The sequence below is a fragment of the Streptomyces sp. NPDC020807 genome (genome assembly GCF_040641575.1).
Classification (GTDB): Bacteria; Actinomycetota; Actinomycetes; order Streptomycetales; family Streptomycetaceae; genus Streptomyces.
Genome location: NZ_JBFADU010000021.1, coordinates 85,806 through 107,896, shown reverse-complemented (window position 1 = coordinate 107,896; position 22,091 = coordinate 85,806). Strand labels below are relative to the sequence as shown.

20 protein-coding genes and 1 pseudogene are annotated in these 22,091 nt (G+C 71.8%); 10 read left to right on the top strand and 11 right to left on the bottom strand.

Annotation, left to right across the window (positions count from 1 at the left end):
- The 3 genes and pseudogenes from AB0G79_RS25980 to AB0G79_RS25970 all read left to right on the top strand — a co-directional run.
- Positions 1-969: pseudogene (locus AB0G79_RS25980) on the top strand (ATP-binding protein); the annotation flags it as partial.
- A gap of 241 nt (positions 970-1,210) precedes the next feature.
- Positions 1,211-1,435: a helix-turn-helix domain-containing protein gene (locus tag AB0G79_RS25975; protein ID WP_360810416.1), complete on the top strand. Its 225-nt coding sequence runs from the start codon at positions 1,211-1,213 to the stop codon at positions 1,433-1,435.
- Between the two features lie 573 nt (positions 1,436-2,008).
- The gene (locus AB0G79_RS25970; RefSeq protein WP_360810414.1) at positions 2,009-3,241 is read left to right on the top strand and encodes a site-specific integrase; all 1,233 of its coding nucleotides are present in this window, start codon (positions 2,009-2,011) and stop codon (positions 3,239-3,241) included.
- On the opposite strand, the gene AB0G79_RS25965 is transcribed toward AB0G79_RS25970, so the two are convergent.
- Entirely contained in the window at positions 3,238-3,939 is a 702-nt protein-coding gene (locus AB0G79_RS25965; RefSeq protein WP_360810412.1) for a hypothetical protein, read from the bottom strand. The two genes, AB0G79_RS25970 and AB0G79_RS25965, sit on opposite strands and share 4 nt — an antisense overlap.
- Before the next feature lie 292 nt (positions 3,940-4,231).
- Positions 4,232-5,104, bottom strand: a complete 873-nt coding sequence (locus AB0G79_RS25960) for a hypothetical protein (protein WP_360810410.1) — start codon at positions 5,102-5,104, stop codon at positions 4,232-4,234.
- Positions 5,105-5,165: 61 nt separating this feature from the next.
- On the opposite strand from AB0G79_RS25960, the gene AB0G79_RS25955 reads away from it, so the two are divergent.
- The 4 genes from AB0G79_RS25955 to AB0G79_RS25940 all read left to right on the top strand — a co-directional run bounded on the left by AB0G79_RS25955 (position 5,166) and on the right by AB0G79_RS25940 (position 8,758).
- A complete protein-coding gene (locus AB0G79_RS25955; protein WP_360810408.1) occupies positions 5,166-5,618 on the top strand; it encodes a hypothetical protein in 453 nt (150 codons plus the stop codon).
- A 91-nt stretch (positions 5,619-5,709) separates the two neighbouring features.
- Positions 5,710-7,368, top strand: a complete 1,659-nt coding sequence (locus AB0G79_RS25950; RefSeq protein ID WP_360810406.1) for a penicillin-binding transpeptidase domain-containing protein — start codon at positions 5,710-5,712, stop codon at positions 7,366-7,368.
- A gap of 56 nt (positions 7,369-7,424) precedes the next feature.
- Entirely contained in the window at positions 7,425-7,910 is a 486-nt protein-coding gene (locus AB0G79_RS25945) for a YbaK/EbsC family protein (protein WP_360810404.1), read from the top strand.
- Positions 7,907-8,758, top strand: a complete 852-nt coding sequence (locus AB0G79_RS25940; RefSeq protein WP_360810402.1) for a DMT family transporter — start codon at positions 7,907-7,909, stop codon at positions 8,756-8,758. The genes AB0G79_RS25945 and AB0G79_RS25940 overlap by 4 nt, the downstream gene beginning before the upstream one ends.
- An 11-nt stretch (positions 8,759-8,769) precedes the next feature.
- Here AB0G79_RS25940 and AB0G79_RS25935 read toward each other — a convergent pair whose 3' ends face one another.
- The 3 genes from AB0G79_RS25935 to AB0G79_RS25925 form a co-directional block, all read right to left on the bottom strand.
- The gene (locus tag AB0G79_RS25935; protein ID WP_360810400.1) at positions 8,770-9,048 is read right to left on the bottom strand and encodes a hypothetical protein; all 279 of its coding nucleotides are present in this window, start codon (positions 9,046-9,048) and stop codon (positions 8,770-8,772) included.
- A gap of 143 nt (positions 9,049-9,191) precedes the next feature.
- Complete coding sequence (locus AB0G79_RS25930) at positions 9,192-9,764, bottom strand: GNAT family N-acetyltransferase (protein WP_360810398.1); 573 nt, start codon at positions 9,762-9,764, stop codon at positions 9,192-9,194.
- 38 nt (positions 9,765-9,802) lie between these two features.
- Complete coding sequence (locus AB0G79_RS25925) at positions 9,803-10,585, bottom strand: SDR family NAD(P)-dependent oxidoreductase (protein WP_360810422.1); 783 nt, start codon at positions 10,583-10,585, stop codon at positions 9,803-9,805.
- 66 nt (positions 10,586-10,651) lie between these two features.
- On the opposite strand from AB0G79_RS25925, the gene AB0G79_RS25920 reads away from it, so the two are divergent.
- Complete coding sequence (locus AB0G79_RS25920; protein ID WP_360810396.1) at positions 10,652-11,272, top strand: LysE family transporter; 621 nt, start codon at positions 10,652-10,654, stop codon at positions 11,270-11,272.
- Here AB0G79_RS25920 and AB0G79_RS25915 read toward each other — a convergent pair.
- The 4 genes from AB0G79_RS25915 to AB0G79_RS25900 are packed head-to-tail and all read right to left on the bottom strand — an operon-like array spanning position 11,262 to position 15,161.
- The gene (locus AB0G79_RS25915; RefSeq protein WP_360810394.1) at positions 11,262-12,515 is read right to left on the bottom strand and encodes a serine hydrolase domain-containing protein; all 1,254 of its coding nucleotides are present in this window, start codon (positions 12,513-12,515) and stop codon (positions 11,262-11,264) included. The genes AB0G79_RS25920 and AB0G79_RS25915 overlap by 11 nt on opposite strands.
- A 57-nt stretch (positions 12,516-12,572) precedes the next feature.
- The gene (locus tag AB0G79_RS25910; protein WP_360810392.1) at positions 12,573-13,337 is read right to left on the bottom strand and encodes an ABC transporter ATP-binding protein; all 765 of its coding nucleotides are present in this window, start codon (positions 13,335-13,337) and stop codon (positions 12,573-12,575) included.
- Positions 13,322-14,086 (bottom strand): cobalt ECF transporter T component CbiQ, encoded by a 765-nt coding sequence (gene cbiQ / locus AB0G79_RS25905; protein WP_360810390.1) that lies wholly within the window; start codon positions 14,084-14,086, stop codon positions 13,322-13,324. Before cbiQ ends, AB0G79_RS25910 begins: the two co-directional genes overlap by 16 nt.
- Before the next feature lies 1 nt (position 14,087).
- A complete protein-coding gene (locus AB0G79_RS25900; protein ID WP_360810388.1) occupies positions 14,088-15,161 on the bottom strand; it encodes an energy-coupling factor ABC transporter permease in 1,074 nt (357 codons plus the stop codon).
- 180 nt (positions 15,162-15,341) lie between these two features.
- Here AB0G79_RS25900 and AB0G79_RS25895 point away from each other — a divergent pair, with 180 nt between their 5' ends.
- Positions 15,342-15,692: an SsgA family sporulation/cell division regulator gene (locus AB0G79_RS25895; protein WP_360810386.1), complete on the top strand. Its 351-nt coding sequence runs from the start codon at positions 15,342-15,344 to the stop codon at positions 15,690-15,692.
- Between the two features lie 30 nt (positions 15,693-15,722).
- On the opposite strand, the gene AB0G79_RS25890 is transcribed toward AB0G79_RS25895, so the two are convergent.
- A complete protein-coding gene (locus AB0G79_RS25890) occupies positions 15,723-17,903 on the bottom strand; it encodes an MMPL family transporter (RefSeq protein ID WP_360810384.1) in 2,181 nt (726 codons plus the stop codon).
- A gap of 108 nt (positions 17,904-18,011) precedes the next feature.
- On the bottom strand, positions 18,012-18,584 hold the full coding sequence (locus tag AB0G79_RS25885; protein ID WP_360810382.1) for a TetR/AcrR family transcriptional regulator: 573 nt from the start codon (positions 18,582-18,584) through the stop codon (positions 18,012-18,014).
- Here AB0G79_RS25885 and AB0G79_RS25880 point away from each other — a divergent pair.
- Positions 18,583-22,086: a S41 family peptidase gene (locus AB0G79_RS25880; RefSeq protein WP_360810380.1), complete on the top strand. Its 3,504-nt coding sequence runs from the start codon at positions 18,583-18,585 to the stop codon at positions 22,084-22,086. The two genes, AB0G79_RS25885 and AB0G79_RS25880, sit on opposite strands and share 2 nt — an antisense overlap.
- Positions 22,087-22,091: the final 5 nt, after the last annotated feature.

Below are 22,091 nucleotides of genomic sequence, written 5' to 3'. Positions count from 1 at the left end.
ACGTTCAAGGGCGAGCAGGGCACGGGGAAGTCGGCCGCCGCGCAGATGATGGTCAACCTGGTCGACCCCTCCCCGGCCGCGAAGCGCTCCCAGCCCCGGGACCACAAGGCGTGGGCCACGCAGGCGTTCAACTCCTGGGCGCTGTGCCTGGACAACATCTCCACGCTGCCGCAGTGGCTCTCCGACACCCTGTGCAAGGCCGTGACCGGCGACGGGATCGTGGACCGCGCCCTCTACACCGACGACGACGTTGTGGTCCTCTCCTTCCGCCGGGTGCTGGCGATGACGACGATCGACGCCGGGGCCCTCGCGGGGGACCTGGCCGAGCGGCTGCTGATGCTCGAACTCCAACTGATCGAGCCGGAGCAGCGGCGCACGGAGGAGGAGTTGGCGACGGCGTTCGAGACGATCCGGCCGGCTGTCCTCGGCTCGCTCTTCGACCTCCTCGCCACCGTCCTCGCCGTTCTGCCGGACGTGAAGCTGGCCTCCATGCCCCGCATGGCCGACTTCGCCCGGATCCTCGCGGCCGTCGACCAGGTCATGGAGTGGACGACTCTGGACGACTACCTGGCCGCGTCCGCGAGCGTCGCCGGAGACGCGTTGGAGGACGACCCGTTCGGCTCCGCCCTCGCGGTCCTGGTCGAGCAGTGCGGGACCTGGACAGGCACGGCCGCGATGCTCCTGGAGCACGTCCAGCCTCCGGGCGGCATCCGGCCTCCGTCCTGGCCCAAGGACGCCACCCGCGCGAGCGGGAAGGTCAAGCGCCTCGCGCCGCTCCTGCGGTCGATCGGGATCACCGTGGACGACACGCAACGTAGCCAGGACCGGCACCGCAGCAGGCTCCTCGTGCTCACGCGGACCGACCTCCCCCAGGAGACGGCGTCCGCAGCGTCCGCGCCCCCGACCGGTCCGCTCTGGCCCGACGTGCCCCCGATCGGACAGGGCTACAGGGTCTCTGACCTGGACTGACATCGCCGGACCGGGCAGCACACCAGCGGCCCGGACACGGTCGGAGCTGCGGACGCTACAGCCGTCCAGCGTCCGCAGCGTCCACACCAGCGTCCGCACCCCTCACCAGCCCTGACCTGCACGAACGAAGACATGCGGACGCTGGGGCGCTGCGGACGCTGAAATACACCAAATCTCTAGGACGGCCACCGGCACCACTCCCACCCCGCCCCGCGACGGACACGAGGAGTCACCCCACCCCATGGCCAGCAAGCCCATCGAGACCCTCCGCGCCGGACTCCCGGACCGCTACCTCACCCCCGAGGACATCGCCGCGATGTTCTCCGTCCCCATCGAGACCGTCTACCACTGGCGCAAGCAGCGCACCGGCCCGCCCGGCTTCCGCGTCGGCCGCCACGTCCGCTACGACCCCGCCGCCGTCCGCACCTGGGTCCAGCACCAGGAAGCCACCGACACCGCCGCCTGACCCCGCCGGCCGACCGGGAGGTAGAGCCCCCTCCCGCTACCCGTCACGGCGTCACACCCCCGTCACACCCCACCGTCACACCCCCTGCCGACACCACTCGGGTAGAGGGAGCCCTTTACCCCGGTAGAGGGGACGGTAAAGGCCACTGACCTGCGAGGTAAGGCAGGTAGAGGGGAGGCGTCACGGCCGTCACAGACCCCCGTCACGGCCGTGACTCTGCCCGTGACGGGGGTGTGACTCTGCCCGTCACGGTCGTCCGCCCGGGGCCGTTCTCGCGGCTGTCGCCCGGGATTCGAACCCGGGGTTCCGCAGCCGGGCGAACCGGCGTACGGAGTCCTCGGCCGCTAGACGACGACAACCGCGCGCAGCCTATCCAGCCAGGGAGGCAGGGAGAACTCCCTGACCGCCTCCCTGACCCGCCTCCCTGCCGGTGACCTGCTCAAACCCTTCGCCAGGGAGGCAGGGAGGCACCCTCCCCGACCTCCCCGAACCCCCTCCACAGCCACTTCCACGGAACCCCCATGCCTCCCTCCCTGAGGGCAGGCACACCACCACCGAGAGGAAACAGCCCACATGGCTGGCCACGTCCAGGACCGCTGGTACAAGACCGAGACCGACGACGACGGCAACGAGCGCCGCATCAAGACCGACCGCTACGGCACCGGCCTCCGCTACCGCGCCCGCTACATCGGCCCCGACGGCACCGAGAAGTCGAAGTCGTTCCCGGACCGCAAGAAGCGCCTCGCCGAGCAGTGGCTGAACGAGACGGCCGCCGACATGGCCCGGGGTCAGTACACCGACCCCCGCGCCGCCCGGATCACCTTCCGGCAGTTCGCGGAGAAGTGGGTGGCGACACACACGACCGAGGTGAACAGTCGGGAAGCGGCGGAACGTCGGCTTCGGCTGCACGCGTATCCGTACATCGGGACCAGGCCGCTCGTGTCGTTCCAGCCGGGGCACATCCGGACGTGGCTCGGTGAGCTGGAGGGCAACGTGCCCGCCGCCTCCCACCGCCGGATCATCTTCGGCACCGTCTCGGCCGCGTTCAGCGCGGCCCTGGACGACGGCCTCATCTCCAAGAACCCCTGCAAGGCGCGGTCGATCCAGGTCCCGAAGGGAAACCCCGCACGGATCGCCCCCTGGACCGTGGAGCAGGTGTTCGCCGTCCAGGCGGCTCTGCCAGAGTTCCTGCGCGCGTCGGTGGACGTGGCCGGCGGATGCGGGCTGCGCCAGGGCGAGGTGTTCGGGCTCTCCCTGGACGAGATGGACCACGAGGGCGGATGGCTCTCCGTGAACCACCAGCTCAAGCGAATCCGGGGCAAGTACGTCTTCGCCCCTCCGAAGGGTGGCAAGGTCCGCGACGTGCCCTTGCCCCCGTCCGTGGGAGCCTCCATCAGGGCCCACTCCGAGAAGCACCCGCCCGTCGCCATCACGCTCCCGTGGCGTACCCCAGACGGGCCGACCGTGACCCGGTCGCTCATCTTCACCGGCTCGGGGAGCAGTCACGTCCGCGTGAGCTACTTCAACGACTTCATGTGGAAGCCCGCTCTCGCGGCGGCGGGCATCATCCCGGAGCCGGAGGAAGGCGAGCGGTACGCGTCCGCCCCCGAGCACGGCATGCACGCACTGAGGCACTTCTACGCGTCCGTGCTCCTGGACGCCGGGGAGAACATCCGAGCCCTGAGCCAGTACCTCGGGCACGCCGACCCCGGGTTCACGCTCCGGACGTACACCCACCTCATGCCGAGCAGCGAGGGCCGCACCCGCAAAGCACTCGAAGAAATCTTTGGCGACCGCCAGAACTAAACCACATAATTCACATGAATTACGCCCACCTCAGTCACGCGATTTCGCTGCGCCACGAGCAGGAAAGCATCATAGGAATCAACCAATTCGCGCGACCGCGTATTCAGCTCGTCCACTGCCCCCTGATACCGGCCAGGGTCCGACCGCTGCCACTCCCGAGGAATGGCCAGCCTATTCGGATTGTGGGGATGATCGGTCCACATGTGATCGCCGACAGAACGAGTGAACCGCGTTACCCTGGCCAAGAGATCGCGATAAGCCGCCTCGATTTCCTCGTTGTCGAACCCACGCGGATCTCGAAGAACGCTTCTCTCAAAAGCGTCAAGTGGTTCTATTAGGGAGTCTTCGAAGCTCGTACAGATGAAACCGTGCTTGAGCCACTCCACGGTCACACTATTAGGGTGAAGCGATGTCGTAACCACAGAGAAGAGAGTCCGATCATGGGCACTCGGCTCCCTCAGCCTCTCCTTAAGTGAGCTCAACTCGCCCGCCTTCCGAGAGTTCGCTTCTACGAGGGCGATCACTACATAGATCAAGGCGACACTAAGAGCCGCCGAAATAATCCAGTAGTCCCTGCACCAGCGCCGAAAAGTATCCGATGCCAGTAGCGCGACAACAGCCGCCGTGTCGGCTACTACGCCAGTTATGACCGCGGCCGAACTGGCAGAGAACCGCTCTGTAACCCCACCCTGCTGCATGGCGCTGAGTGTAGCTTCGTCCACGAGCCCGCGCGGCAGCGTTGACGGACCCACCTGATGACTACGGGAGGGCCATAACCATGATCACGGCCCACAGGCGGCCCAGCATCCGCCGCGCGGTCCCTGCTAACAGCTCCGCCGCTGGTCAGGGCCGTACGGGCCTTGATGCGCGAGGCTTCATCTACTTCTGGCCCATCTACACGGGAACTCCCATCCCGATAGACCAGTGGCGCAACAGGATGTGGCTGGACACCTGGATCTGACGGCCTGAGGAGCGGGCCTCGGACACCTCCTACGGGAAGGCGAGTCCGAGGGTCGCCCAGGCGAGGAGGGCCGTGAGGATCGCGCCGACGGTCACCATGGCCAACGACCAGCGGACCGTCTCGCCCACCCCCTTGCGCCGCATGCAGTGTGCGGGGTACTTGGGGTGGTAGACGACGTCGTCGGGCCCGGAGGCACCGCGGACCTTGCCGTCGGAGGAGACGTAGCCGTAGGTGACCCTGCCGCGGAAGAGGGTGGGAAACGTCGCCACCGTGACGCCGTGGCGCGGCAGGTACCAGGCGTCCCACAGCCCCGTCGCGCCGTAGATCGTCAGGGCGGCGGGCAACAGGGTCAGGCCGCCGAGCAGGAACACCACGATGGCGCGGCTCACGTGCTCCCCGGCGGCCACCACGCCCGCGCTGAGGGCGACGACCCCGAGGCCCAGTGCGGCAGCCCCCCACAGGGGAGCGCGGTCGGCCGGCGGCCTCGGCTCCGCCTCCTCCTCGGGGACCGCCGTGCGCGTCTCCCGGCCCGCGCCCTCATCGGCCTTGGGCGTGATCGTGACGAGCGTCGAGCCGTCCACCGGGTCCTCGCCCGCCGGACGTTCCGGGAGCGCCCCGTTCACCGCCCCCTCGAAGAGGGTCGCCGAGGCCCGGCTCACGCCCTCGATCCGGTACACGGCCGGCTCCGCCCCGGCGGGCGCCGTCAGTTCCACGGTCACCGACCGCCCGTCCCCCGCGACGGCCACGCGCGCGACGGCGCCGAGCGGGATGCGGACCTCCTCGCGGGGGCCGCTCAGGAGCAGCCCGCCGACGTCGACGCGGAGTTCGACGCCGTGGTCGCCGATGAGGACGGGTATGGACGGGATGGACGGGGTGGACGGGGTGGACGGGGTGATCGACATGCGCGCGATCGTAAGGGGGCGGGGGTTTTCGTGAGTAGCCCGACCACGTACGGTTCCCGCCGTGGACATGGTCATCCTGCTGCTCGTCGTCTGCGCCTTCGTGGGCGCCTGCCCGGTCGCTTTCGGTCCGCCGATGTACTTCGGCGTCAGGAAACAGGCCCGTGCGACCAGGAAGCTGGAGGAGACCGGCGTCGAGGTCGACGCGGTCCTGATCTCGATGGGCGGGCAGGCCCGCACGACGACCCTGTGCCTCGTGTACGAGTACCCGAACGCGGACGGCTCGACGGCCCTCCACACCGCGTACGCCGCACCCAACCCCCTGTACGTCGTCGGCGACTCGTACCCGCTGGTGCGGACCCCCCACCTGTCGAAGGACGCCGAGCTGGGCACGTTGGCCGCGGTGCGTGAGCTGCGCGAGGACCACGAGAGGTCCGTCCGCCACACCGGGTGGGCGATCGTCGCGGGTGCCGCGATGCTCACCCTCGCCGTGACGGGCCTCTTCCTCACTCCCTGACCTCACGCCTGACGTACTTTCCGGAAGTTGCTCGACACACACAAGTGACGCTGCTTGACTGGACGGCCGTTCGGGGAGGGGGCGCACAGTCATGCGCAGTGGAGCGAAGACCGCCATCGTCGGAGGAGTGTTCCTCGTCGTGGCGAGTGGAGTCGGCTACGGGGGATTCAACCTCTGGAACGGGATCATGGGCGGCGACGACGTGTCGTCCATGGGCGCCCCGAGACGGAGCGGGCCCGTCACGTCCGACGAGGTGACGGCGACCGCCAGGGACTTCCTGGCGGCCTGGTCCGCGGGGGAGGCGGAGCGGGCGGGTCAGCTGACGAACGACCCGGTCACGGCGACGTCGGCCGTGGCGGCGTACAAGGAGACCGCGAGCGTCTCGGCCGCGACGATCACGCCCGAGACGCCGATCGGGCCGACGGTGCCGTTCACGGTGAAGGCGACCGTCACCTACCGGGGCGTGTCGAAGCCCTGGACGTACCGGTCCCAGCTCTCCGTCGTCCGGGGCGAGACGACCGGCCGGCCGCTGGTGAAGTGGGTCCCGTCCGTCCTCCACCCGAAGCTGCGGACGGCCGACGCGACGATCCGCACGGGCGTCGCGAAGACCGCGTCCGTGAAGGCCGTCGACCGCAACGGCGTCGAGCTGACGGCGGAGAAGTACCCCTCGCTCGCCCCGGTCCTCGCGGAGCTGCGCAAGCGGTACGGGGCGAAGGCGGGCGGCGAGAGCGGCGTCGAGACCTGGATCGAGTCGGGTACGGGTGCCCGGCTGGGAGCGGCTGCCGACGCCCCCCTCCTCGTCCTGACGAAGGGCAGGCCGGGCACGCTGAGGACGACGCTCGACGCGGAGGTGCAGGCGGCGGCGGAGGCGGCGGTCGGGAACTTCGAGAAGGCGTCGGTGACGGCGATAGAGCCGTCGACGGGGGCGATACGGGCCGTGGCCAACAACCCGGCCACGGAGTACAACACGGCCTTCCTGGGACAGCAGGCGCCCGGCTCGACGATGAAGATCGTCACGGCGGCGATGCTGATGCAGAACGGGGTGGTGGCGGGGCCGAACAGCCCGGTCGAATGCCCGTCCACCGTCCTGGCTCGGGGTCAGACCTTCCAGAACCTGGAGAAGTTCAGCATCGCGAACGCCACGCTCGCCAAGGCGTTCCGCCAGTCCTGCAACACCGCCTTCATCAGGAAGGTGCTCCCCGAGCTGGCCGACAAGAACGTCGCGGACACCGCCCTCGGCACCACCGCCCGCGACTCCTTCGGCATCGGTCAGACCTGGGCGGTCGGCGTGCCCGCCTTCGACGGCAGCGTCCCCGAGTCGGCCGGGAGCAACACCCCCGCCTCGTACATCGGCCAGGGCCAGATCCAGATGAGCGCCCTGAACGTCGCGTCGCTCTCCGCGACCGTGAAGAACGGCGGGTTCCTCCAGCCGTACCTGGTGGCGAAGGACCTCGACGACCGCGAGTTCGCGACCGCCGACCGGCTGTCCTCCGGAGTCGCGTCGGCCCTGAAGCAGATGATGCGGGAGACGGCGACGGCTGGCGACGGCACCGCGACGAAGGCGATGGCCGGCGTCCCCGGCCCCAAGGGCGCGAAGACCGGCTCGGCGGAGGTCGACGGCCAGGGGACGTCGAACAGCTGGTTCACCGGCTACTCCGGCGACCTCGCGGCGGCGGCGGTCGTGCAGAGCGGCGGCCACGGCGGTGACGCGGCGGGCCCGGTCGTGGCCCGGGTCCTGAAGGCCGGCTGAACCACATCCCGGAACCCGGTCGCATGGCCCGTACACCGACCGCTAGCGTGCGGGCCATGACCACCGCAGAGCACGCGCACCCCCAGTTCGCCGCCGCCCTCGCCGAGTTGGGCCTGGACGTCGAGATCCGCCGCTTCCCCGACGAGACGCGGACCGCCCAGCAGGCCGCCGAGGCGATCGGCTGCGAGGTGTCGGAGATCGTGAAGTCGCTGATCTTCGCGGCCGACGGGGTCCCGGTGCTCGTCCTGATGGACGGCGCCTCGCGGGTGGACGTGGAGCGGGTACGGGAGGAACTCGGCGCGGAGAAGGTGACGCGGGCCGACGCGAAGGTCGTCAGGGAGACGACGGGGTACGCGATCGGAGGCGTGCCGCCCTTCGGCCACCGGACGCGGACGCGGGTCCTGGCGGACCGCGGCATCCTCGACCACGCGCTGGTGTGGGCGGCGGCCGGCACGCCGCACACGGTCTTCGCGCTGCCCCCGAAGGACCTGGTCACCCACGCGGGCGCGACCCTCGCCGACGTGAGGGAACCCACGGCGTGACGCCACTGGTCACCCTGGCCGTCCTGGTGGCGGCGGTGACGCACGCGAGCTGGAACGCGATAGCCCACGGCATCAAGGACCAGCTCCTCTCCTTCACCCTGATATCCGGCGGAGGGATGCTGACGGGTGCGGTGGCGGCGGCGTTCGTCCCCTTCCCCGCGCCGGCGGCCTGGCCCTACCTCCTCGCCTCCGCCGCCGTCCACGTCGGCTACTTCGCCCTGCTGATGCGGTCGTTCACGCTCGGCGACTTCGGACAGATGTACCCGATCGCACGCGGTACGGCCCCGCTGGTCGTGACCGGCCTGGCGGCGGTCTTCCTCCACGAGCTGCCGGGCGGCTGGCAGCTGCTGGGCGTCGCCGTCGCCTGCGCGGGCCTGACGGGCCTCGCCCTGTGGGGCATCAGGGGCGCGGACACCCGCCCCCAGTGGCCCGCGCTGCTCGCGGCGGGTGCGACGGGCCTGGCGATCGCCGTCTTCACGGTCGTCGACGGCGTCGGCGTCCGCGCCGCGGGCTCCCCCCTCGGCTACATCGCCTGGCTGATGATCGTCCAGGGCCTCGCGGTCCCCGCGTACGCCCTCTGGACCCGCCGCTCGGCCCTGCTCCCCGCCCTCCGCCCGTACGCGGCCCGGGGCCTCCTCGGCGCGCTTCTCTCGGTCGCGGCCTACGCCCTCGTCCTCTGGGCCCAGACGAAGGCCCCCCTGGCCCCGATCTCCGCCCTCCGCGAGTCCTCGGTCATCGTGGGCGCGGCGATCGGCGCGGTCTTCTTCAAGGAGCGCTTCGGCGGCCCGCGGATCGCGGCGGCGGGGCTGATGGTGGTGGGCATCGGACTGATGCTGCGGGCGGGGTGAACCGGCCCGCGTCACCGACCGTTGACGGCGGCGGCCGCACCCGCGCCCGTACTCATTCCGTCGCAGGAAGCACGGAAGAAGTCGGTGCGGACGCGACGGAAACCGGTGTGCCCGGTCTCCTGGGCATGGGACAGACACCAGGTGGCGGGGCCCCTGGCGTCGTCCGCGGCGCCGGAGGCGTCGAGGCAGGTGGTGCACTCCGCCTCGGTGACGAGACCGCTGCCGGAGCGGTCGGCCCGTAACGCCCAGAGCTTGGGGCGACGACCGAGACGGTGGTGAGGCCGGGCCACGGCGACTCTCCCTGTTCCCTCAATTCCCTTGCTGCGCATGAGACTCCCCCTTCACGACAGGCTCCGCCCACACCAGCATTCCCGGCGAGGGGCGGTCGCAGACACGCCCTGTCGGGTCAGTCGGGTCAGTCGGGTCAGTCCGGTCAGCGCAGGTCGAGGCGCATCACGACGCGCGGGTGGCCCGCCAGGACCGAAGTGGTGGGGGACGCGTACGTGAAGCCGGCGCGTTCGAAGTTCTTGCGCATGCCGACGTATGCCATCGTCGTCTCGACCCTGGCGTCGCCGTTGTCCACGGGGTACGCCTCGATCGCCGGGGCGCCGTGGGAGCGGGCGAACTCGACGGCACCGGTGATCAGGGCGTGCGAGGCGCCCAGTTTGCGGTGGCCGGGGCGGGTGCGGATGCACCAGAGGGACCAGACCGGGAGGTCGTCGACGTGCGGGATCGTGCGGCTGCGGGCGTAGGAGGTCGAGGAGCGCGGTGCAACCGCCGCCCAGCCGACGGGCTCGTCGCCGTCGTAGGCGATCACGCCCGGCGCGACCTTCTCCGCGCACAGCTCGCGGACGAACTCGCCGCGGGCCGGGCCGCGGAGTTCCCTGTCGATCTTGGACGGGACGCGGTGGCTGAGACACCAGCAGACCGTCGCGTTGGGGGACTTGGGGCCGACGAGGAGCTTGACGTCCTCGAACTCCGATGCCGGGCGGATGATCAGCGTCATGCCGTCCACGATGCCACGGCCGCGCCGGAGCCGCCGGTTCAGTCGTTCATGATCTCCCCGAAGTGCCGGTTCACCGCCAGCAGTCCACCGTCGACACGGAGGACCGTGCCCGTGATCCAGGCCGCGTCCCGGGAGGCGAGGAAGGCGACGGCGGCGGCGATGTCCTCGGGGGTGCCGACGCGGCCCAGGGGGTAGGCGCGCGAGCCGAGGGCCGCGAGGTCCGCCTCCCTGCCCGCCCAGCCGCGCGTCGCGACCGTCCCCGGGTTGATCTGGTTGACGCGGACGCCCCGCGGGGCCGCGTCGCCCGCCAAGGTGCGGGTGAAGGAGGCGAGGCCCGCCTTCGCCGCGCTGTAGGCGTGGTTGCCGAAGTCCGCCTCGGCGTTGACCGAGCCGATGGAGACGATCGCCCCGCGTCCCCCGGCCGCCGCCAGGTGCGGCAGCGCCGCGCGGGAGCAGCGGACCGCGCCCATCAGGGTCACGTCGAGCTGGCCCGTCCAGCTGTCGTCGGGGTCGTCCTCGAAGAGCTCGTGGTCGGGGACGACGGGCGCGAAGGCGTTGTTCACCAGGACGTCGAGGCCGCCGAAGGCCTTCACGGCGTACGCGACGGCCGCCTCGACCGAGGCCGGGTCGGCGACGTCGCAGCGCAGCGCCTCCGCCCCGGGGATCTCCGAGGCCGTCTCCCGGGCCGCGTCCTCGTCGACGTCCGTCACCAGGACCCGCGCGCCCTCCGCCGCGAGGCGTCGCGCCGTCGCCGCGCCGATGCCGCGGGCCGCGCCCGTGACCAGGACCCCGTACCCCTCGAACCGCCGTGTGCCTGCCATGAGTTCCATGGGGAGATTGTCATCTCTCCTCCCGCCGAAAGCTGTTGATCGACTAGCGTTTCGTTCATGGGCCAACTGATCGCCGTCGCCGTCATCACCGTCCTGGCCGTCATCAGTCCCGGTGCCGACTTCGCCATGACCGTCCGGAACAGCTACCTGTACGGGCGGGCCGCGGGCGTCCTCGCCGCCGTCGGGATCGCGTTGGGCGTGCTCGTGCACGTCGCGTACACGATGCTGGGGGTCGGTCTGCTCGTCTCGCGCACGCCGGTGCTGTTCACCGTGATGAAGCTGGTCGGCGCCGCCTATCTCGTGTACGTGGGGTACAAGACCTTCGTCGCCCGCGCGACCTCCGTGGACCTGGAGAAGGGCGAGGGGCCCCGCATGACGTCCCTCGGCGCCCTGCGCGTCGGCTTCCTCACCAACGCGCTCAACCCGAAGACCATGCTCTTCGTCGTGAGTACCTACAGCCAGGTCGTCAGCGCCGACACGCCCCTCGTCCAGCAGGTGGGCTACGGGGTGTTCATGTCCGTCGCCCACCTCGTGTGGTTCGGGATCGCCGCCGTGCTCTTCTCCCAGCAGGCCCTGCGCGCACGGCTGTTGCGGCGGCAGGCCGTGCTCAACAAGGTCATCGGGAGTGTGCTGGTGGGCCTCGGCGTGGTGCTGGCGTTCGCGCCCGCTACGGCATGACGGACGTCAGGGACTTCTTCACGGCCCTGATCAGTTCCTGCGCCCTCGGGTCGGCCGTCACCGTCTTCCGCATGGCGTTCGTGACGTAGCCGAACGCGATCCCCGACTCCGCGTCAGCGAAGCCCAGCGAGCCGCCCCGGCCGGGGTGGCCGAAGGACGTCGGGCCGAGGAGCGGGGACGCCGGGCCGTGCAGCATGTGGCCGAGGCCGAAGCGGGTGCCGACGAGGAGGACCTTGTCCGGGCCCGCCGACTCCTCCGTACGGGCCAGGGTCAGCGTCGCCGGGGCGAAGAGGCGGTCCCCACCGGAACCGCCGGCGCCGTCGACGGGGCCCAGCGTCGCCGCGTAGAAGCGGGACAGCGCGCGGGCCGTCGCCACGCCCGCCGAGCCGGGGAGCTCGGCCGCCCGGTACGCCGGGTCGTTCTCGTCGGGCTTCGGCTCGATGACGCCGAAGGCGCGGCGGGTCAGGGACTCCGGGTCCCGGTACGCCTCCGACACCGAGCGCTTCGGGCGGAGCCTGAGCGCCCCGCCGCCGGGCGGCTCGGCCTCCTCGACGGGTCCGAGCCGGCCCACCCGGTGGACTTCCGCTTCGGGCAGGCCGATCCACAGGTCGAGGCCGAGCGGGCCGCTGATCTCCTCGGCGACCCAGCGGCCTATGGTGCGGCCGGTGACCCGGTGGACCAGGCCGGAGAGCAGCCAGCTGAAGGTGTGGGCGTGGTAGCCGTGGGCGGTGCCCGGCTCCCAGACCGGGGCCTGCGCGGCGATGGCGCGCGTCGCCGTGTCGAGGTCGGTCGCCTCGGCGAGGGTGAGCGGCCGGTCCAGGACGGGTACGCCCGCCTGGTGCGCGAGGGTCTGCCGTACGGTCACCCGGTCCTTGCCCTCCGCCCCGAACTCGGGCCAGTACGTGGCCACGGGGGCGTCCAGGTCGAGGAGGCCGCGCTGGTGGAGCAGGAGGGGTACGGCGGCGGCGACGCCCTTCGTCGCGGAGCGGACGACCTGGGCGGTGCCCTCGGTCCAGGGGGCGTCACCGCCGGAGACGCCGGAGACGCCGGAGACGCCGGAGACGCCGGAGCTGTCGGCGCCGTCGACGTCCCGCGTGCCCGCCCACAGGTCGACGACCTCGACGCCCTCGTGGTGGACGGCGACGGCCGCCCCCCGCTCGTCACGGTGCTCGAAGTTGCGCAGGAACGCGTCCCTGACCGGCTCCCAGCCCGGTGCCACCGTGCCGTGGACGTCGACGTTCACCCGTACTACCCCTCATCTCCGCTCGTGCTGCCGACCCCCATGCTCTCAGGCCGTTGGTCAGGCCACCGAACTCGGGACGAAGCCGAACGGGAGCTCCAGGCGGTGCCGGGCCATCAGCTCCTCGTCGGCGAGGATGCCGCCGGTCGGGCCGTCGGCGGCGATGACGCCCTCGCTGAGGACGACCGAGCGCGGGCAGAGCTCCAGGGCGTACGGGAGGTCGTGCGTGACCATCAGGACGGTGACGTCGAGGGAGCGGAGGATGTCGGCGAGCTCGCGGCGCGAGGCCGGGTCCAGGTTGGAGGAGGGCTCGTCGAGGACGAGGATCTCGGGCTCCATCGCGAGGACGGTCGCGACGGCGACCCGGCGGCGCTGCCCGAAGGAGAGGTGGTGCGGCGGCCGGTCCGCGAACCCGGCCATCCCGACCCGGTCGAGGGCCTTCCGGACGACCGCTTCGAGCTCCGCGCCCCGGACGCCGGCCGCCGCCGGGCCGAAGGCCACGTCCTCGCGGACGGTCGGCATGAACAGCTGGTCGTCGGGGTCCTGGAAGACGATGCCGACCTTGCGCCGGATCTCGGCGAGGTGCTTCTTGCCGACGGGCAGTCCGGCGACGGTCACCGAGCCCGCGCCGCCGGTGAGGATGCCGTTGAGGTGGAGGACGAGGGTCGTCTTGCCCGCGCCGTTGGGGCCGAGGAGCGCGACCCGCTCGCCGCGCCCGACCGTCAGGTCGACGCCGAAGAGGGCCTGGTGGCCGTCGGGGTAGGCGTACGCGAGGCCTTCGACGCGCAAGGACGGTGGTGGTGCTGTGGTCATGTCGTCGTCCATCCGGTGAGGCAGATCAGGAGGGCGGTCAGCGGGAGCGCCGCGGCGTACGTCCACTCGGCCCGGGTCGCCGTCACCTCGTCGATGACCGGCATGGTGCCCGTGTAGCCGCGGCTGACCATGGCGAGGTGGACGCGTTCGCCCCGCTCGTACGAGCGGATGAAGAGCGCCCCGGCGGACTTGGCGAGGACGCCCCAGTGGCGTACTCCCCTGGCCTCGAAGCCGCGCGAGCGGCGGGCGACGGACATGCGGCGCATCTCGTCGGTGATGACGTCGCCGTACCGGATCATGAACGAGGCGATCTGCACGAGGAGCGGCGGGAGCTTGAGCCGCTGGAGGCCGAGGACCAGGGCGCGGAGCTCGGTCGTCGAGGCGAGGAGGACGGAGGCGGCGACGCCGAGGGTGCCCTTGGCGAGGACGTTCCAGGCGCCCCAGAGGCCGGGGACGGAGAGGGAGACGCCGAGGAAGGTCGTCTGCTCGCCGGGGACGACGAAGGGCATGAGGAGCGCGAAGGCCACGAACGGGATCTCGATGAGCAGGCGCTTGAGGAGGAAGCCCGCGGGGATCCGCGCCGTCGCCGCCGCCGCGCCGAGCAGGAGGGCGTAGAGGCCGAACGCCCAGACGGCCTCGCGGGGCGTCGAGACGACGACCACCACGAAGCCGAGGACGGCCGCGATCTTGGTGTGCGGGGGGAGCGCGTGCACCGGGGAGTGCGCGTGCCGGTAGAGCTTGTGGGCGTGCCCGGCGCCCATGTCAGGCGACCTCCGCCGGTACGTCCGCCGGTACGGGGGCCTCGGCCTGCGCGTCCTGGCGGCGACGGCCGCGGACGACCCAGAAGGCGCCCGTGCCGACCGCGAGGGTGACACCGACGCCGATGGCGCCGGCGAGGCCGCCGGAGAGGCGGGCGTCGTCGACGTCCTTCACGCCGTAGTCGGCGAGCGGCGAACCGGCCGCCGCGTGCTCCTCGACCTTGGCGTCGATGCCCTGGTCGGCGGCGACCTTCTCCAGGCCGTCGGGGCTGGCGGAGGCGTAGAAGGAGACGAACCCGGCGAGGACGAGGGCGGTGACGACACCGCCGGTCCACAGCTTCCTCGGGGAGGCGGCGGGGGTGGAGGCGGGTGCGGGGGCCGCGGGGGCCGCGTCGACGAGCTCGCCGCCGACCCGGAGCTTGAGCGGGGTGGTGAGGCCGCGGGCGCCGTACACGAGGTCGGGGCGGACGGCGACGACCGCGCCGACGGTCAGCATGGTGATGACGGCCTCGCCGACGCCGATGAGGGCGTGGACGCCCAGCATGGCGGTGAGGACCTTGCCGATCGGGACGTCGGTGGTGCCGCCGACCGCGTAGACGAGGGTGAAGGCGGCGGCCGCGGCCGGTACGGAGGCGAGCGCGGCGACGAAGGAGGCGACGGTCACCGAGCGGCGGGTGCGGGGCAGCACGAGGACGAGGCCGCGGAAGAGCGCGTACGCGACGACGACGGTGACGACGCCCATGACGGTGATGTTCACGCCGAGGGCGGTGAGGCCGCCGTCGGCGAAGAGGATGCCCTGCATGAGCAGGACGACGGCGATGCACAGGATGCCGGTCCACGGCCCGACGAGGATCGCGGCGAGCGCCCCGCCGAGCAGGTGCCCGCTGGTCCCGGCGGCGACCGGGAAGTTCAGCATCTGCACGGCGAAGACGAAGGCCGCGACGAGGCCGGCGAGGGGCGCCGTCTTCTCGTCGAGTTCGCGGCGGGCTCCGCGCAGGCTCAGGGCGACAGCGCCGGCGGCGACGACGCCGGCGGCGGCCGACACGGGGGCGTTGATGAATCCGTCAGGTACATGCACGTCCCGAATGATGCGGCTTCCTGCGAACGACTTGCAAGAGCGCACGGAAGACAGGACGGGGCGTACGGCGGATCCGACCTTGGACGCGAGGCAGATCACACCGGGGACCGGCTTGGCCGCGCGAGGAGGGGGAAGAAGTGAAACATTGACTTATACCCGGACGAGTCGGGAGGAATCTCCATGGCCACCGCAGTGGACGACCACGCCAAGGGACGGATCATCAGCGACGCCCCGCTCTCCCGGCCCGTCCCCGTCGCGCTCCGCTACGACCCCGGCTTCACCCCCGCGACCGTCCGCCTCGGCTTCCCCGGCGGCGTCGAGTGGTCCTTCCCCCGCGCCCTCCTGGAGACCGGTCTGAAGACCCCGACCCGGCGCGGCGACATCGGCGTCTGGCCGTGCGGGCGCGTGCAGACGGTCGTCGAGCTGCACCGGGAGGACGGGGTGGTGACGGTCGTCCAGTTCGACACGACGGCCCTGTCGCGCTTCCTCCGGCACACGTACGCCGCCAACGCTTCGGTGACGAGGCGATGACGGCGTACGGACGAGCGGAGCTCAGACCGCTCAGACCTTGACGAGGTCGGGCTTGCCGCTGGAGTCGCCGTCCGTGGCGGCGGCGAGGCCCTCGCCCTCCACGTCGACGTTCGGCAGCACCCGGTCCAGCCACTTCGGCAGCCACCAGGCCTTGTGGCCGAGGAGCGCCAGGACGGCCGGGACGATCGCCATGCGGACCACGAAGGCGTCGAAGAGGACCGCGACCGCGAGGCCGAAGCCGATCATCTTGATCATCTGGTCGTCCATGCCGATGAAGCCGGAGAAGACCGCGATCATGATGACGGCCGCCGCGACGACCACCCGGGCGCTGTGCCGGAAGCCGGTCACGATCGCCTCGCCGGGCCGCTGCCCGTGGACGTACGCCTCGCGCATCCGGGTCACGAGGAAGACCTCGTAGTCCATCGCGAGGCCGAAGACCACACCCACCATGAAGATCGGCATCATCGACATGACCGGGCCGGTCTGCTCGACGCCGAACAGGCCGCCGAGCCAGCCCCACTGGAAGACCGCGACGACCGCGCCGAGGGCCGCGACCACCGAGAGCAGGAAGCCGAGGGCCGCCTTCAGGGGGACGAGGACCGAGCGGAAGACCAGGGTCAGGAGGATGAAGGCGAGGCCGACGACGAGGGCCAGGTACGGCACCAGGGCGTCGTTCATCTTCTGCGAGAAGTCGACGTTCATCGCGGTCGCGCCGGAGACGAGGACGTCGTCGCCGGTGGCCTCGCGGATGTCGTGGACGAGCGTCTCGGTCTCGGCGGAGGACGGCCGGTCCTTCGGGACGACGGTGATCATCGCCGCGTCGCCGGCCTTGTTCAGGGTCGGCGGGGTGACCGCCGCCCAGCCCTTCAGCTCCTTGATGGCGGAGACCGTCCGGTCGGCGGCGGCCTTGTCGCCGTCGACGACGACGAGCAGCGGGCCGTTGAAACCGGGGCCGAAGCCGTCGGACAGCGTGTCGTAGGCGCGGCGCTCGGTGGTGGAGACCGGCTTGGCCCCGTCGTCGGGGAGGCCCATCTCCAGGGAGGCGGCGGGGACGGCGATCGCGCCGAGGCCGAGGACGCCGGCGAGCAGCACCATCACGGGGCGGCGGATGACGAAGCGGGCCCAGCGGGTGCCGCCGTTGGGCTTGCCGTCACCCTCCTCGGCCAGGCCCTTGCCCTCGGCCAGGGCCTTGCGGCGCTTGCGGCCGACGACCTTGTCGCCGGCGAAGCCGAGCAGCGCCGGGATGAGGGTGAGCGCGATGAGGACGGCGATGACGACGGTCGCGGCGGCGGCGAAGCCCATCTTCGTCAGCATCGGGATGTTGACGACGGCGAGGCCGACCAGGGCGATGACGACGGTGAGACCGGCGAAGACGACGGCGGAGCCGGCCGTGCCGACCGCGCGGCCCGCGGCCTCCTCCTTCTCGCGTCCGTCGGCGAGCTCCGCGCGGTAGCGGGAGACGATGAAGAGCGCGTAGTCGATGCCGACGGCGAGGCCGATCATCATCGCGAGGGTCGAGGTCGTGTTGCCGAGGTCGAGGGCGTTCGCGAGCGCGGTGATCGAGGAGACGCCGATGCCGACGCCGATGACGGCGGTGAGCAGCGGGAGTCCGGCGGCGACGAGCGAGCCGAAGGTGATGACGAGGACGATGCCCGCGATGACCACGCCGACGATCTCGCCGGCGCCGGTCTCCGGCATGGACTGGAGGGCGTCACCGCCGAGCTCGACGGTCAGGCCCTTGCCCTGGGCGCTCTCGCCCGCCTGCTTGAGCGCGTCGCGCGTCTCGTCGGTCAGCTCCATGGCGTTGACCTTGTACGCGACGGAGACGTAGGCGGTGGAGCCGTCCTGGGAGACGGCGTGCGCGGTGTACGGGTCGGCGACCGAGACGATCTGGTCCGAGCCGGCCTTCAGCGCGGCGACGGTGTCCTCGACGACGGCCTTGTGGGCCGCGTCGGTCACCTTCTGGCCCTCCGGCGCCTTGAAGACGACGCGGGCGGAGGCCCCGTCGGCACCGGCGCCCGGGAAGCGCTCCTCGAGCAGGTCGAAGGCGCGCTGGGCCTCGGTGCCGGGGATGGAGAAGGAGCTGGAGGTCGCGACGGGCGCGGTGGCGGCGCCGATCCCGGCCACGGCCAGGAGGGCCACCCAGAGGAGGGCGACGAGCCGTCGGCGCCGGAAGGCGGCACGGCCGAGCTTGTAGAGGAACGTTGCCACGGGGGCGTACTCCCAAGGTGGGGCGGGACAGGACATGGGGAGCCGGCCCGACGGCGTGAGCGGTGCGCAGTCAGGAGAATTCGGGTGGAGAAGGAAGGAGCTGGTGGATCAGACGCCGAGTGAGGGGAGCACGACGGCGTCGAAGTACGCGCTGAGGAAGGCGCGGTCGACCGGCTGGTCCTCGATCAGGGGCCGGGCGATGAACGCACCGATCAGCATGTGCGGGACGAGCTTCAGCGCCGGGTTGGCGGCGTCGATCTCGCCCCTGCGGACCGCTCGCTGGAGCACCTCGTCGAGGCCGTTCATCTCGGGTTCGATGAGCAGCTCGCGCAGGGCCCGGTGCAGTTCGGGGTTGGTGTGGACGGCGTGGGCGAGGCCGCGCATGAGTGCGGCGTCCTTGTCCAGCTGGCAGTCGTCGGCGTGGTCGAGCATCTGCTCGATGTCGCCGCGCAGGGTGCCGGTGTCGATCTCGGTGATGTCGACCGGCTTGTTGTGCCGCATCGCCCGGGCGACCAGCTCGGGCTTGCTCCCCCACTGGCGGTAGAGGGTGGCCTTGCTGGAGTGGGTGCGGGCGGCGACGGCGTCCATGGTGAGGGCGTCGTAGCCGACCTCGCGGAGGAGGTCGAGCACGGCGGCGTACAGCTCGGACTCCCGCTCGGGAGTGAGTCTGCTGCGTGCCATGTCCGGTCCTCCTGTACGACGGGAAAGTGCGAACGAAACGGTTTCGTACAGCTCTTCCGGTACGAAGATACTCCCCGCCCTGAGCGAAACGAAACCGTTTCGTACGTGTCCCGCGCCACATACCCGAAGGTACGTACGAGTTGCCGCACCCCCTCCCCGCGGAAAGCATGTGAAGGTGAGTGACAAGGCGAGCAGTGACAAGGCGAGCGACGACACGGCGAACGGCGACGACGCCGCGTACCTCCGGTTCCCGCACCTCCACGACGACCTGCTGTGCTTCGCGGCCGAGGACGATCTCTGGATCGCGCCCCTCGTCCCCGAGGGCCACCGGCCGGGCCGGGCCTGGCGGCTCACCGTCGACCGGACCCGGGTCGGACACCCACGCTTCTCGCCGGACGGCCGCCACATCGCCTACACGAACTGGCGGAGCCTCGACCCGGAGATCCACCTCGTCCCCGTCGAGGGCGGCACCGCCCGCCGCCTGACCTACTGGGGCTCGACCGACACCCGCGTCTGCGGCTGGACGCCCCCGGACCCCGACCGGGGCGGGCGCTCCGACATCCTCGCCGTCTCCTCGCACGGTCAGCCGTTCTCGTACTTCTCCTGGGCCTACTCCGTGCCGACCGACGGCTCCCCCGGCGGCCGGCTGCCCTGGGGCCCGGTCTCCGACCTCACCGTCACCGAGGACCGCAGGACCCTCCTCCTCACCGGAAAGCCGCCCCACGAGCCCGCCGCCTGGAAGCGGTACCGGGGCGGCGCCACCGGCCGCCTCTGGCTCCACGGCGAACGGCTGCTCCCCGACCTCGACGGCCACCTCGACTGCGCGATGGCCGTCGACGGCCGGATCGCCTTCCTCTCCGACCACGAGGGCGTCGGCAACCTCTACTCCTGCCTGCCCGACGGCACCGACCTGCGCCGCCACACCGACCACGACGAGTTCTACGCCCGGCACGCCTCCACCGACGGCCGCCGGGTCGTCTACCAGTGCGCGGGCTCGCTGTGGATCGTCGACGCGCTCACCGCCGACTCCCGCCCCCGGAAGCTCGACGTCCGGCTCGGCGGGCAGCGCGTCGGCCGCCGTCCGTACCAGGTGCCCGCCGCCCACCACATCGACGCCGTCTCCGTCGACGAGACCGGCCGGGCCAGCGCCGTCTCCGTACGCGGCAGCCTGTACTGGCTCACGCACCGCGACGGCCCGGCCCGCACGATCGTCGACACCCCCGGCATCCGCGTACGGCTCCCGGAGATGCTCGGCAGCGGCGGCCAGGTCGCGTACGTCACCGACGCCGACGGCGAGGACGCCGTCGAGGTCGCCTACCTCCCGCGCGCCAGCGGCGACCGCCCGCCCCGCAGGCTCGCCTCCGGCGGCCTCGGCCGGGTCGAGGAGCTCATCGCCGACCCCGACGGCGAACGCCTCGCCATCGCCTCGCACGACGGCCGGCTCCTCCTCCTCGACGCGACGGAGGACTCCAACGGCGAGGTCACCGAGCTGATCAGGTCCGTCAACGGCCCCGTCCGCGACCTCGCCTTCTCCCCCGACGGCGCCTGGCTCACCTGGTCCCACCCCGGCATCGGCCGCTCCCTGCGCTCCATCAAGATGGCCCGCATCTCCGGCCCCGGCGCCCGGGCGGTCGTCGACGTCACCAACGGCCGCTTCGAGGACGAGAACCCCGTCTTCACCCGCGACGGCCGCTACCTCGCCTTCCTCTCCTGGCGCGGCTTCGACCCGGTCTACGACGTCCACACCGGCGACCTCTCCTTCCCGCTCGGCTGCCGCCCCTACCTCGTCCCGCTCTCCTCGGCCACGCCGTCCCCCTTCGCGCTGCTCCCCGACGGGCGCCCGGCGGCCGGCGGCCTCGACCCGGCCGACGACGACACGGACAGCGGCGACGGCACGGTCACCGTCGAGATCGAGGGGCTCCCCGACCGGGTCACGCCGATCCCGGTCGCCGCCTCCAAGTACTCGGCGCTCGCCCCCGTCAGCGGCGGCGGGCTCGTCTGGCTGCGCTGGCCCATCTCGGGCGCGCTCGGCGAGACCTTCGCCAACCCGGCCGACACCTCGGGCCGCCCCACGCTCGAACACTTCACCATCACCAAGGCCCGCAAGACCGAACTCGCCAAGGACCTCGACTGGTTCGCGGTCAGCGGCGACGGCACCCGGCTCGTCGTCGCCGACGAGGGCGAGCTGCGGGCCGTGCCCGCCACCGAGTCCGGCGACGGCGACTCGACCGTCTACCTCGACCTGCGGCGCATCCTCCACGAGGTCGACCCCGGCGCCGAGTGGCGGGGCGCGTTCGACGAGGCCGGGCGGATCGTCCGCGCGTACTTCTGGGAGCCGGGGATGGGCGGCGTCGACTGGTCGGCCGTCCTCGACCAGTACCGGCCGCTCGTCGAGCGGGTCGCCTCCCCCGACGAGTTCGCCGACCTGCTGCGCGAGGTCATGGGCGAGCTCGGCACCTCGCACGCGTACGTCACCCCCGCCCGCCGCAACGAGGGCCCGCCGCACTACCAGCGGGCCATGGGCCTCCTCGGCGCCAACCTCGTGCCCCGCGAGGCCGGCTGGACGGTGAAGCGGATCCTGCCCGGCGAGTCCTCCGACTCCAAGGCCCGCTCCCCCCTCGCCGGTACGGGCATCCGCGAGGGCGCCGTCCTCACCCACGTCGACGGGCGGCCCGTCGACCCGGTCGCGGGCCCGTACCCGCTCTTCTCCGGCACCGGCGGCACCACCGTCGAGCTCACCTTCACCCCCGCCGAGGGCGAGGGCCGCTCCCGTCGCGTCGCCGTCGTCCCGCTCGTCGACGAACGGCCGCTGCGCTACCAGGACTGGGTGGCCAAGCGCCGGGCCGTCGTCCGCGAGCTCAGCGGCGGGCGCTGCGGCTACCTCCACATCCCCGACATGGGCGGCTCCGGCTGGGCGCAGTTCAACCGCGACCTGCGCATGGAGGTCTCCCGGCCCGCGCTCATCGTCGACGTCCGGGGCAACGCGGGCGGCAACATCAGCGAGCTGGTCATAGAGAAACTGACCCGCAGGATCCTCGGCTGGGACCTCACCCGGGACGCCCAGCCGGTCTCGTACGCCTCCAACGCCCCGCGCGGGCCCGTCGTCGCGCTCGCCGACGAGGCGACCTCCTCGGACGGCGACATGATCACCGCCGCGTTCAAGCTGCTCGGCCTCGGGCCGGTCGTCGGCCAGCGGACGTGGGGCGGCGTCGTCGGCATGACGGGCCGCCACCGGCTCGGCGACGGCACGCAGATCACGGTGCCGATGAACGCGGCCTGGTTCCCCGAGTACGGCTGGTCGCTGGAGAACCACGGCGTCGAACCGGACGTCGCGGTGCTCCGCACGCCCCTCGACTGGGCGGAGGGCCGCCACGCGCAGCTCGACGACGCGGTCAACGTCGCCCTGTCGCTCCTCGCCGAGACCCCGGCGGCGAGCCCTCCCGGCTACGAGTCGGTCCCGGACCGCTCCCGCCCGAAACTGCCGCCGCGAAGCGAGGAGTAGGAGCG